Source organism: Flavobacterium sp. ST-158 (genome assembly GCF_058309975.1).
In genome coordinates, this window is the sequence record NZ_JBZEEN010000012.1 from 50946 (window position 1) to 64840 (window position 13895).

9 protein-coding genes are annotated in these 13895 nt (G+C 33.5%); 6 read left to right on the top strand and 3 right to left on the bottom strand.

Annotated features, from left to right (window positions below; all coding sequences use genetic code 11):
* Nucleotides 1-142: 142 nt before the first annotated feature.
* From AC4FRF_RS15630 to AC4FRF_RS15655, 6 genes are all read left to right on the top strand, one after another.
* Complete coding sequence (locus AC4FRF_RS15630) at nt 143-811, top strand: TetR/AcrR family transcriptional regulator (RefSeq protein WP_491160884.1); 669 nt, start codon at nt 143-145, stop codon at nt 809-811.
* 55 nt (nt 812-866) lie between these two features.
* The gene (locus AC4FRF_RS15635) at nt 867-2201 is read left to right on the top strand and encodes a TolC family protein (protein WP_491160885.1); all 1335 of its coding nucleotides are present in this window, start codon (nt 867-869) and stop codon (nt 2199-2201) included.
* Between the two features lie 11 nt (nt 2202-2212).
* Complete coding sequence (locus AC4FRF_RS15640) at nt 2213-3307, top strand: efflux RND transporter periplasmic adaptor subunit (RefSeq protein WP_491160887.1); 1095 nt, start codon at nt 2213-2215, stop codon at nt 3305-3307.
* A gap of 6 nt (nt 3308-3313) precedes the next feature.
* Entirely contained in the window at nt 3314-6367 is a 3054-nt protein-coding gene (locus AC4FRF_RS15645) for an efflux RND transporter permease subunit (protein ID WP_491160889.1), read from the top strand.
* Nucleotides 6368-6402: 35 nt separating this feature from the next.
* Nucleotides 6403-7206, top strand: coding sequence for an SDR family NAD(P)-dependent oxidoreductase (locus AC4FRF_RS15650; RefSeq protein WP_491160891.1), 804 nt, complete (start codon nt 6403-6405; stop codon nt 7204-7206).
* A gap of 290 nt (nt 7207-7496) precedes the next feature.
* On the top strand, nt 7497-8051 hold the full coding sequence (locus tag AC4FRF_RS15655; protein WP_491160893.1) for a fasciclin domain-containing protein: 555 nt from the start codon (nt 7497-7499) through the stop codon (nt 8049-8051).
* 77 nt (nt 8052-8128) lie between these two features.
* On the opposite strand, the gene pheT is transcribed toward AC4FRF_RS15655, so the two are convergent.
* From pheT to recG, 3 genes are all read right to left on the bottom strand, one after another.
* Entirely contained in the window at nt 8129-10549 is a 2421-nt protein-coding gene (pheT, locus tag AC4FRF_RS15660) for a phenylalanine--tRNA ligase subunit beta (RefSeq protein WP_491160895.1), read from the bottom strand.
* Nucleotides 10550-10660: 111 nt separating this feature from the next.
* Nucleotides 10661-11524, bottom strand: coding sequence for a bestrophin family protein (locus AC4FRF_RS15665; RefSeq protein ID WP_491160897.1), 864 nt, complete (start codon nt 11522-11524; stop codon nt 10661-10663).
* 37 nt (nt 11525-11561) lie between these two features.
* Nucleotides 11562-13673 (bottom strand): ATP-dependent DNA helicase RecG, encoded by a 2112-nt coding sequence (gene recG / locus AC4FRF_RS15670; protein WP_491160899.1) that lies wholly within the window; start codon nt 13671-13673, stop codon nt 11562-11564.
* Nucleotides 13674-13895: the final 222 nt, after the last annotated feature.

Consider the following 13895-nt stretch of genomic DNA (forward strand, 5'->3'; position numbering starts at 1 on the left):
CTTCTACAGAGCTTTCGAGAAAACAAAAAAGTACTTAAAACCAAATAACTTATGTTTTCTGTTCAGTCATTCAGATTTTTTGTATTAAAAAACCTTAATTTAGTGAAACTAGTTTATGTTTTTTAAATTCTTTTTAAAAAAAATGAACATTGTTCAAAAAATAAACATATCTTTGCTGAAGAATTTATTAGATATGAGTGTAGCAGACAGAAAAGCAAGAGAAAAAGAAGCTTTAAGAGAACTTATCTTAAAAGGAGCTAAAAAACTATTTTTAGAAAAAGGAATAGAACAAACAACAATTCGAAATATTGCTGACGAAATAGATTATAGTGTAGGAACGGTATATGTTTATTTTAAAGATAAAAATGCCATATTACATGATTTACATTCCATAGGATTTCAAGAATTGGGTGGTTACTTTCAGGAATTGTTTAGTATAGAAAACCCAATGGAACGACTCCGAAAAATGGGATTTATCTACATCAAATTTGCATTGGAAAATCAGGAAATGTATGATCTGATGTTTAATGTAAAAGCGCCGATGGAATTTATTGAGAATTCAGAATGTTCTGTATGGAACGAAGGAGATAACACTTTTGGAGCACTAAAAACCACCGTTGCGCAATGTATGGAAAAAGGACATTTTGTAGGCAATAGATTAGAACCATTGGCTTTTATGATTTGGAGTTTGGTTCACGGTATGTGTTGCTTAGAAATTCGTCAAAGAACAAAAGGGGTAAAGTTTACTAATCCCGATACTATTCTTTATGACGGATACAATGAATATTTAAAAATTATAGAAAAACTATAGTTTTTTTTTGATTTTAAAAATGAACACTGTTCAATTAATAAACAATGTAATTAAGATGAAAAAAGTATTAATTCTAATGAGCATTTTACTTGGGTATCAGGGATATTCACAGAGTAAGTTAGACAGCTATATTGAGGCTGGGCTAAAAAATAATGAGATAATAAAGCAAAACAATTTTGATATAAACAAAAGCATGTATGCTTTAAAAGAAGCACAATCGTTGTTTTATCCGACTGTATCTTTAAATGCAAATTATACTGTTGCAGATGGGGGAAGAACCATTGATATTCCTATTGGGGATTTGCTAAATCCAGTATACAGCAGTTTAAATCAAATTACAAATTCTAACGCTTTTCCTAGTCTGCAAAATCAATCCGTTTTAATCAATCCGGATAATTTTTATGATGCTAAAATTCATACCACGATGCCATTGTTGAATTTTGAAATTATCTATAACAAGAGAATTAAAAGTCAACAAAATTCTTTGCAAAAAATCGAATTGGAAATCTACAAAAGGGAACTGGTTAAGGAAATTAAAATAGCCTACTACAAATACTTACAATCTGTTGAAGGTGTTAAGATTTACGAAGAGGCTTTAAAATTGGTTAAAGAGAATCAAAGAGTGAATCAATCGTTATTTAAAAATGATAAAACAAACCGAACAGCAGTTTTAAGAAGTGATAATGAAGTAATTAGAATTCAGGCTAATTTAGAAACGGCCAAACAAACCAGTAAAAATGCACAAGCCTATTTCAATTTTTTATTGAACGAAAAATTAGACGCTACAATTGAAACAGACCAAATTGAAACATTACCGGGTGATTGGGGTGCAGACAATACTCAAAATAGAGAAGAAATTAAAAAACTCAATCAGGTAAAAGAATTAAATGAAACTGTTGGCAAACTTACCAAATCATATTGGTTCCCCACTTTAAGCGGATTTGCCGATTTTGGTTTTCAGGATTTTGATTTTGAAGTAAATAAAGATTCTCGCTATTATTTTGCCGGTTTAGGTTTACAGTGGAATATTTTTTCAGGTAATAAAAATAAATTCAAACTGAAACAAGTAGAACAGGATACCCAAAAAATCAGTTCACAAATTGACAATGTGAAACAACAATTATTACTTCAGTATCAGATTTCACAAAATAATTTGAAATCCGCTTTGGAACAATTCAATGCCAATAAAAATCAAAAAGTAGCTGCAAAAAAATACAATGAAGATATAACTAAGTTGTATAAAGAAGGTCAGGCCATTTATATAGAATTGCTCGATTCTCAAAATCAATGGGTTAATACTCAGCTAAGTACCAATATAGCACTTTATAATTCCTGGATTGCCTATGCCGAATTAGAAAGAGCCAACGCCACTTTTTCATTAAACAATTAAAAATTAAGATCATGAAATCAACAACTTACGAATACAAAAAGAACAATTTTAGGTTTAAGAGTAATAAATCAAGTATTATTTTTCTTTTCTTATTAGTACCTCTTTTTTATGCTTGCAAAGAAGAAAAAAAGGAAAACAATCCATTTGAAACTGCGGATATTATTCCAATTAAAACAGCAACAGTGGAATCATTAGCATTTACCAGCAATATAAATGCATCTGGATTGGTAACCACAGAAAACCAGGCCAATTATGGTTTTAAAATTGGAGGTGTAGTTAGTCGCATTTATGTAGAGGAAGGTCAGTTTTTTAAAAAAGGCCAACTTTTAGCCACATTAGACCAAACAGAAATCAATGCAGGTTTAAATCAAGCAGACTTAAATGTTAAAAAATATGAACGTGACTATACACGTGCTGTTAATTTATACAAGGACAGTGTTTATACTTTGGAACAGCTTCAAAATACAAAGACTGGTTTAGACATTGCTAAAAAGCAAAAAGAAGCAGTTGCGTTTAATTCTCATTACTCTAAAATATATGCTACTGCCGATGGTTTTGTCGCTAATAAGATAGCAAATGAAGGCGAAGTAGTTGGCCCAGGGTCTCCAATTTTAGCAATAAATGAAACAAAGCAAAACAACAATTATCTGTTGAAAGTGGGATTAACTGATAAAGAATGGGCTTCTGTAAAAATAGGTCAGAAAGCCATGGTTACCCTTGACGGATTTCCTGATGAAAAATTTGAAGCCAGCATTTTTAGAAAATCGCAAGCGGCAGATGCTGCTCTTGGATCTTTTCAAGTTGAACTAAAACTGAATATGAAAAATCAAAAACCAGCTGTAGGAATGTTTGGTAAAGCAGAAATACAAACCGATAAAGCCGAAGATTTTATGGTAATTCCCTACAACTCGCTTATTGAAGCCGATGGCAACAACGCTTTTGTATTTGTAGTGGAAAATAACAAAGTAAAACGTCAACCTATTACCATCAACAAATTTGACAATAACAAAGTCTATGTAAAAGATGGCCTTCAAAAAACAGACCAGATAGTCATTTCTAACAGTGCCTATCTCAACGAACAATCAACGATAAAGATCATTAAATAAGCAATCATGAAGATTACAAACTTTGCCGTTAAGAATTATCAGTTCACACTGATTATCTTTCTTCTTGTTGCAGTTGTAGGGTTTCTTACCTTATTCACCATGCCAAGAGCCGAAGATCCTTCCACGCATCCACCGCAATATTTAATTACGGTTATTTATCCGGGTACGAGTCCAAAAGATATGGAAGAACAGGTAGTAAAACCTATTGAAAATAAAATTTACGGACTGGAGAACATCGAAAAAATACTAACAACCGTAGAAGATGGTGTTGCCGCTTTTCAGGTGAAATTCAAATACGGAGTTGATGTAGATAACAAGTATCAGGAGATTTCCACAGAAATGAACGCCCTAAAAAACAGTGAACTTCCAAAAGATATTTATCAGATTAAAACGGAGAAAATTTCGTCTTCGGATGTTAATATTTTACAAATTGCTTTGGTTTCAGAAAACGCTTCAGACAAAAAATTACGCGATGAAGCGGACAAATTGAAAACAAAAATTGAAAAAATAACCAATCTAAAAGACGTCGAATACGCTGGAATTCCGGAACAGGAAATCCGTGTGGATTTGAACATGGAGAAATTGGCACAATTAAAAATTCCATTAAATATAGTGATGGGAAGTTTACAAAGTGAAGCTGCCGATATTCCCGGTGGAAGCATCGACCTGGGGAGCAAAGTTTTCAACGTAAAAACGAGCGGTAAATTCAAAAATGCCGATGATGTTGCTAATACAGTTGTTTACAATGCCAATGGAAAAATCATCTATATGAAAGATGTAGCCGAGGTAAGTTACAAGTCGGAAGTGGTACATCATATTACCAGAATCAACGGACACCGCTGTGTTTTGGTTTCAGCCGGAATGAAAGACAATGTTAACATAAGTGATGTTCAGAAAGAATATTTGCCGCTAATTGATGAATTTGCAAAAGAATTGCCTTCAAATATCAAACTGATTAAAAATTTTGACCAGGCGGATATGGTTTCTAAACGATTGGGACATTTAGGTTTTGATTTTGGATTAGCCATTTTATTAGTTATCGTTACCTTGATACCTTTAGGAGCAAGAGCATCCGGTATTGTTATGATTTCGATTCCTTTATCATTAGCTTTAGGATTAATAGCAATGAATGCTTTGGGTTATTCTTTAAACCAATTAAGTATTGTGGGCTTGGTTGTTGCTTTAGGATTACTGGTTGATGATAGTATTGTGGTTGTAGAAAATATTGAACGTTGGCTCCGTGAAGGACATTCTAAAATGGATGCCGTTTTGAAAGGTACAAAGCAAATAGGTATTGCTGTTGTGGGGACTACCGCTACTTTGGTAATCGCCTTTTTGCCACTGGCTTTTCTTCCGGATATGGCAGGGGAGTTTATTCGAAGTTTACCAATGGCGGTAATTACGAGTGTATTGGCTTCTATGCTTGTGGCTTTGACATTGGTTCCGTTTTTAGGAAGTCGATTCTTAAAAACACACGAACACGAAGGAGGAAACATTTTTCTACAGTATTTGCAAAAATTCCTTACCAGATCGTACAAAAATATCATGCCTAAAACGTTGAAATTCCCAAAAACTACGATTACCATTTCTATATTTTTAAGTGTTCTTGCGTTTGGACTGTTTTCTGTAGCTGGATTTAAATTATTCCCTACTTCTGAAAAGCCGATGTTTCTAATCAATATAAAAATGCCGCTTCAAGCCAATATTTCAGAAAGTGACAGGGTAGCAAAAATCCTAGAAGCCGAATTAAAAAAACATAAGGAAATTGTGTATTTCACTTCAAATATTGGACACGGAAATCCGCAAATTTACTACAACGTGCATCCACAGGACAGAAAATCTGATTTTGCTCAAATTTTCGTTCAATTGGAAGAGGAAGCAAAACCTTCAGACAAAACCATTCTGATTGAAGAATTGCGTGAAAAATTCAAAACAATGCCTTATGCTAAAGTGGAGGTAAAAGATTTTGAGCAAGGAACACCATTGGAAGCCAATATTGTGGTGCGCTTATTTGGCGAAGACCAGGAAGTTTTACGCAAGCTATCTGCTCAGGTAGAAACTATTTTACGAAATCAGGAAGGAACGGTTTATATCAACAACGAGTTGAATACCTATAAAACAGATGTCAAAATAAAAATTAATAAAGAAAAAGCAAGAACTTTGGGCGTACTAACAAGTGAGGTCGATAAAGTCATTCGTCTTGCCGTTGCCGGTTTAACCGTTGGAGATTATATAGATAATCGAGGTGATGCCAGAAATGTGACCATCACTTTGCCAAGAGATAAATTTTCCAATCTTGATGCACTGAAAAATTTATATGTAAACAATGTTCAGGGAACACCAATTGCACTCAATCAAATTGCAACAGTATCTTTTGAAACAGCACCTACTGCGATCAACCATTTTAACAAATCACCTTTTTCAAAAGTTAGCGCCATGACAAAAGAAGGTTATTTAGCCAATGACCTGTTGGTGGATATTATACCACAATTGGATAAACTTAAAATGCCAAAAGGTTATTATTACAAACTATCCGGAGAAAAAGAATCAGAAGGGGATGCGTTAGGAGGTAATTTTCTGTCGGTGATTATATTGAGTACCTTTTTATTTATAGCGGTTTTGTTGCTGCAATTTAAGACGTTTAAAGGTATCATCATCGTCATGTCTATCATTCCTTTGGGGGTTTTAGGAGGTGTACTGTTCTTAATAGCTTCAGGAAACCCAATGTCGTTGGTTGCTATTATTGGTTTCATCGGATTGTCTGGAATTCAGGTAAAAAACTCTCTGCTCTTAGTCGATTTTACAAACCAATTAAGACAGGAAGGAAAATCCATTGATGAAGCGATTGCGATTGCAGGAGAAACCCGTTTTCTTCCGGTAGTTCTAACCTCGGTTACTGCAATTTGTGGTTTGATTCCGCTGGCGGTGAACCCCAATCCTCAAATATCTCCATTGGCGATTGTATTGATTGGTGGGTTGATAAGCTCTACCATTCTTGCAAGGATTGTAACACCCGTAATGTATAAACTGATGCCTCCTAAACTTGAGGAAATAGATTAAGAAATTATAAAATGTATGTATTAAAAAATATCAAAATGAAAAAAACAATTTTAATAACAGGTGCAACATCAGGCTTTGGCTTGAAATTAGCAAACAAATTACACGAACAAGGCTACAATGTAATTGGTACTGGTCGTAATCCGGAAAAACTACAAAGCACAGTTCCTTTTAAGCTATTACCACTAGATATCAGTAATGACGATTCTATTACTTCTTTTACAAAAGAACTTTTTTCGCAAATAGAAAAGTTAGATATTTTAGTAAATAATGCGGGTTATTTCATAACAGGACTTGCAGAAGAAACTCCAATTCATGTTGGGTTAAAACAATTTGAAACCAACTTCTGGGGTACCGTAAAACTTACGAATGCACTATTGCCAAAAATGAGAAATCAAAGACAAGGAAAGATTATTAATGTCAGTTCATTTTTAGGTTTAATAGGACATCCAAACTTAAGTTACTATTCAGCATCCAAGCATGCTTTGGAAGGCTATTTTAAATCTTTAAGATTCGAATTAAATCAGTTTAATATCAAAATTAGTATGGTGGAGCCGATGTTTCATAAAACGAATTTGATTAATAATTCCATTTCGACTCACGGAACTATTAAAGATTATGATGGTTTTAGACAAAAAGTTCAATCTTACTATAATGAAGAATTTAATAAAGCTCCTGAACCAACAGCCGTTGTAGATACCATCATAAAAATCATTGATTCCAACAATCCGAAATTCAGTTATCCTGTTGGAAAAGGAACTTCAATGATTCTTACTTTGCAACGATTTGCCTATAATGCCTTTGAAAGTGTTGTTTTAAAAGGAATAAATAAATCAAAATAAGATGGAAAAACAAAAAACTTCAAGTCTGTAACATTTATTTGGATAGCTAAACCTAAAACTGATTGAGATTGTAAACGGCGGTAAAATCATTTTTACCGCTGTTTTTTTTTGCTTTGCATATTTCAAGAAGTTTACGTTTGATTTTTTGTAAAGCAATAATTTGTTGCAAAAAAAAATAAAGTGTTGATTACCAGTGTTTTTTGATGCAATAAAAATTATTTTTTATTTTTTTAAAACCAAATCGAATTTACTGTCGTAAATGCTTTTATATAACTTAAAAATATACATTTATGAAAACTAGTAAATTATTATCAGTAGCCTTTTTTGCCCTAGTATTTGGAGCCACTTCTTTTGCTCAAAAAACAGTAATGGTTGGTGGAGCACCAATGTATCCTACCAAAAACATTATTGAAAATGCCGTTAATTCTAAAGATCACACTACATTAGTTGCCGCTGTAAAAGCAGCAGATTTAGTGGAAACATTACAAGAAAAAGGACCTTTTACGGTTTTTGCACCTACAAATGCAGCTTTTGATAAATTGCCAAAAGGTACGGTTGAAACATTATTGAAACCAGAGAACAAAAAAATGTTGCAAACTATTTTAACGTACCATGTAGTTGCTGGAAAAATGAACGCTTCAGATATTGCTAAAGCAATTAAAGCAGGAAATGGTAAAACTACATTAAAAACAGTTAGTGGGGGTACTTTAACCGCTTGGATGAAAGGAAAAAAACTGTATATCACTGACGAAAAAGGAGGAATGTCTCAAGTTACAATTGCCGATGTAAATCAATCTAATGGAGTAATTCATGTAGTTGACACGGTATTGTTACCTAAATCATAGTTGTTTGTTGGTTAATAATGAAAAACCCATTCGCCGCGGCGAATGGGTTTTGTTTTATATGCTATTTTTTTGAAATATTATCTCAAGCTAGTGCCAAGTTCTGTTTCAAAATTCTTTTGCAATTTGCCCATAATTTTGTCAATTTGAGCGTCAGTAAGTGTTTTTGAATCGTCTTGAAGTATGAAACTCAAAGCATAAGATTTTTTACCTTCAGGCAAGTTTTTCCCTTCGTAAACATCAAAAAGATTGATGTCCTTCAATAAGCTTTTCTCTGTTTGTCTTGCAATAGCATAAATGCTATCGTAGCTAACATTTTGATCCAGAAGTAAAGCTAAATCTCTTCTAACTTCAGGGTATTTAGTAATTTCAGTGTATTTTATTTTGTTAGGAATGGTTTTCATAACCGTTTCCCAATTAAAGTCAGCATAAAATACTTCTTGTTTGATTCCAAAATGTTTCAGAATTGATTTTTTTACAACTCCAAATTCAACCAAAACATTGTGTCCTGTACCAATAGCAATTCCTTCAGCGAAGACATCTGATTTAGCAGGGGAATTTTGAGTTTTTTTGATTCCTAATCTTGAAAGAACAGCATCTACATATCCTTTAAATAAAAAGAAATCGGAAGGTTTTTGTGGATTAGTCCAATTTTCCTGGTTTCTGTTTCCTGTTAAAAACAATGTCAAATGTTTGTGTTCTTCGTATCCGGAAAGGAATTTGTGGTAGGTTTTCCCGAATTCAAATAATTTTAAATCGGCATTTTTACGGTTAATATTGTAAGCAATCGCTTCTAATCCAGAAAACAATAAAGATTGACGCATAGTAGCTAAATCATTACTCAATGGATTTAACATAGTTACATTATGTTCTTCTTTCAACATTTCAGAAAGCTGAACATAAGAAGCAGTTGTCAATGAATTAGCCATCATTTCGTGGAAACCTTGTGAATTCAATTGATTCCCAACAATATTTTGAAGTTTGTAGTCTTCGTTTCTTGGCGCATTAAAAACCGTAGCATTTAGTTTGTTTGAAAAATCAATTTTATTATAACCATAGACTCTTAAGATTTCTTCAATAACGTCAATTTCTCTTTGAACATCTACACGGTAAGCCGGAATAGTCAAACCTAAACCAGATTCTGATACACTATTAACTTTGATATCTAAAGAAACTAAAATTTGTTTGATAGTGTCTTTTGGTATTTTTTGTCCAATAATTTTGGTAACATTTTCAAAGTTTAAAAAAACGGAGAAATCCTCAATTTTCTTAGTATAAATATCTACAATTTCAGATGTAATATTTCCACCCGCTACTTCTTGAATTAATAAGGCTGCACGTTTTAAGGCATAAGCTGTAATGGTAGGGTCAATTCCTCTTTCAAATCTAAAAGAAGCATCAGTATTTAATTGATGTCTTTTGGCTGTTTTTCTAACACTTACAGGATTAAAATAAGCACTTTCTAAGAAAATAGAAGTAGTGTTGTTTGTTACTCCAGAATTTTGTCCACCAAAAACTCCTGCAATGCACATAGGTCCTTTTTCATCACAAATCATCAAATCTTCTTCGTGTAATGTTCTTTCAACATCATCTAGAGTTGTGAATTTTGTTCCTGCTTCAACTGTCTTTACGTGTATTTTTCCGTTGATTTTTGCAGCATCAAAAGCGTGTAATGGTTGTCCTAAATCATGCAAAACATAATTAGTAACATCGACAATATTGTTTTTTGGATTGATTCCAATAGCTTTTAAGCGGTCTTGCAACCAAGCTGGTGAAGGTTTTACAGTAATACCAGAAATAGTAACCCCACAATAGCGAGGAGCTAAAAGAGGAGCTTCTACTTTAACGTCAATTTTTAAAGTACGCATGTCAACTCTAAAACCACTCACTGAAGGAGTAATCAATTCAACACTAACTCCGTTTTGCAATAATCCTGCTCTTAAATCTCTTGCTGTACCTAAATGGCTCATGGCGTCGGCGCGATTTGGCGTTAAGCCAATTTCGAAAACTTCGTCATTTTCAATTTTGAAAACTTGAGATGCAGGAGTTCCTGGAGCTAATTCATTATCTAAAACCATAATTCCATCATGACTTTCACCTAGACCTAATTCGTCTTCAGCGCAAATCATTCCGTGACTTTCTTGTCCACGAATTTTTCCTTTCTTTATAGTAAATGAAGTTCCTTCTTTATCGTATAATACGGTTCCAATAGTAGCTACAGGCACTTTTTGCCCTGCAGCAACATTGGCAGCACCACACACAACTTGTATTGGAGTTCCAGTTCCTACATCAACTGTGGTTACTTTTAGTCTGTCGGCATCGGGATGTGGTTCACAAGTAAGTACATGTCCTACTACGATACCTTCTAATCCTCCTTTTACAGATTGATATTTTTCAACAACTTCTACTTCAAGACCTAAATCAGTAAGTAATGCTGCTGTTTCTTCTGAATTCCAATCGGTTTTAATGAATTGTTTTAACCAGTTGTATGATATTTTCATTTGTAAATTTTAATAAGGTTGCAAATATAAACATTGTCAGCCGAGCTTCAAAGTTATTAAACTCACTTTTTGCTTTTATATTTAATCTCTTTTTTATGATTTTGTGAAAAATTAAATTAGTTCCTCCACATGTTTTTTAATGTTTTCAGCTATTTTTCGAGTAGGTAAATCATTGTCGTCATGGCCAAAAGGTTCTTCAATTTCTTCGGCAATTAATTCTAAACTGGCCAAAACATAGAAAATAAAAACCACTACAGGAATTACAAAATACCCAAGATTAAATACATACCCAAAAGGTAAAGTCATTACATAGAAAAAAATAAATTTTTTCAAAAATACGCTGTAAGAATAGGGGATTGGTGTATTCTTTATTCGTTCGCAAGCACCACAAATATCCGTAAACGATTGAATTTCATTATTGATTATGATGAGTTGGTCCCCAGTTATTTTTTGTTTTTTATATAAGTCATTGATTTTTTGAAACATCATTTTTGCCACTTGATTAGGACGATGAGTGTGGTGGTCAACAGGAAAAATAATTTCATCTGACAATTGTTTTCCCGTTTCTTCGTCTTTTAGATGTTTGTTTAATATTGAGGCGTAGCTTGGAATCATTTTTCTAAAAAAAGCTTTGTCTTTTTCGTCTTCCAAAATAGCATTGAGTTTTAGGGCTAGATTTCTACTATTGTTAACTAATGCTCCCCATAATTTACGTCCTTCCCACCAACGATCGTAAGCTGTGTTGGTTCTGAAAACCAATAAAAGTGAGATAACAAATCCTAACATACCGTGCATCATAGATATGTTTTTTACATGACTATCATCAGGTAAGTCCCAATATTCAAGTTCTAGATATGCAACTGCTGCAGCATACAATCCTATTAATAGAATTAAAGGAAAAAGTTGTCTAAATGTATCTGCTTTATGAAAACGAAAAATAAAAGTAAGCCAGTCTTTTGGGTTGTATGAAATCATCTGTAAAAGTTTGAAGTAAATTTAATTGAAAATCAATTTAGCTAATGTAATTCCAGATGTTTTTTTTCTTAGTAAGTTCTAAATAGACTGCTTTTAATGTAGCATGTTCTGGTTTTAGCATTGGAGAATCGGTATGAACAATTTTCATGGCTTTTTCTCTGGCTAGTGCCAATATTTCTCGGTCTTTTACAATATCGGCAATTTGAAGGTTTAACACACCGCTTTGTTGTGTTCCCATGAGATTTCCTGGACCACGTAATTTCAAATCTACTTCGGCAATTTCAAAACCATCATTAGTACGAACCATAGTTTCCATTCTGGTTTTGCTATCAGAACTCAGTTTGTGGTCAGTGATTAAAATACAATAACTTTGTTCGGCACCACGACCCACACGTCCTCTTAATTGGTGTAATTGCGATAGTCCAAAACGTTCGGCACTCTCAATAATCATCACCGAAGCATTGGGAACATTTACCCCAACTTCAATAACGGTTGTAGCTACCATAATGTTTGTTTTTCCTTCTGCAAAACGTTTCATTTCGGCATCTTTGTCCGCTGGCTTCATTTTGCCGTGAAGAATAGAAACGGCATATTGTGGCAATGGAAAATCTCTGGAAATACTTTCGTAACCGTCCATTAAATCCTTGTAATCCATCTTTTCTGATTCTTGAATTAGTGGATATACAATATATATTTGGCGACCTAAAGCAATTTCGTCTCTAATAAATTTCCAAATTTTCAAACGATTGCTATCATAACGATGCACAGTTTGAATAGGTTTTCTTCCAGGGGGTAATTCGTCAATAACTGAAATATCCAAATCTCCATACAAACTCATGGCAAGCGTTCGTGGAATAGGAGTAGCGGTCATTACTAAAATATGTGGCGGAATGGTATTTTTCTTCCATAACTTAGAACGCTGTTCTACTCCAAAACGGTGTTGTTCATCAATAACTGCCAAACCTAAATTGTGAAATTTTACTTTGTCTTCGAGTAAAGCATGTGTTCCAATTAGGATTTGCAAAGCCCCATTTTCAAGTTCTTCATGAATAATTTTTCTTTCTGAAGTTTTAGTGGAACCAGTTAGTATTTTGATATTGATATTTAATTCATTAGCCAATTCTGAAAGTCCAATAAAATGCTGATTGGCTAAGATTTCTGTTGGTGCCATCAAGCAAGCCTGAAAACCATTATCCATGGCTAATAACATGCTCATAAAAGCCACAATCGTTTTTCCTGAACCTACGTCTCCTTGTAGCAAACGATTCATTTGGGCATTACTTCCCATATCGGTTCGAATTTCTTTGATCACTCTTTTTTGTGCTCCAGTGAGATCAAAAGGCAGGTGGTTTTGGTAAAACTCATTAAAAAAATCACCAACTTTAGTAAATGGATGTCCTTTTATTTTGTGTTTCTGAATTAGGTTTTTCATAATCAGTTGTAACTGAATGAAAAACAATTCTTCAAATTTTAATCGAAATTGGGCTTTCGCCAAAGCCTCGGCACTTTTAGGGAAATGTATGTTGAATAAGGCAGCATTTTTAGGAATCAACTTCAAGTCTTGGATGAGATAATCCGGCAAAGTTTCTGAAAATAAAGCTTGTGTTTCTAAAAATAATTGCTGCATCATTTTGTTAATGACTCTGTTTGAAATTCCTTTATTCGTTAAGGCTTCGGTGGAAGGATAAACTGCTTGCATGGCTGAACGCAAACTTTGTTCGTGCTCGCTCCACAATTCAATTTCGGGATGTGCCATGTTGTACATGCCGTTAAACGAGGTACATTTGCCAAAAATAACCATCACTTCATTTAATTTCAAAGACTCCCGAACCCATTTGTGTCCTTGAAACCAAACCAATTCCATCTGACCTGTATCGTCTACAAAAGTAGCTACTAAGCGTTTTCTACCTTTGGCAAATTCAACGGTTTTGATATTGATAATTTTCCCGATAATTTGAACCTCAGCCACATTGTTTTGCAATTGGTTAATTTTATAATATCGGGTGCGGTCAATATAGCGGTTTGGATATAAATTCAGTAAATCTCCGTATTTGTGAATCCCCAATTCCTTACGAAGTAATTCGCCTCGACTGGGACCAACACCTTTTAAATATTCGATAGGAGTAAGTAGGAGATTATTAGAAGACATGAATTGATTTTAGAATTTAGATTGCAGAATTTAGATCAATCTTTTAATCTTTAAATTGAATGACGAAGATAGTTTTTAATTGGGAATTTTAAAAATGAGATTTTTTGCAAAAGCAGTTTTGGTTGTAAAACTATTTCTTGAAATAAATAGATTAGATATCACTTAATTGGATGATATTTTTAATTATCGCTTAATTTAACGATATTTTTAATTATCGCTTAA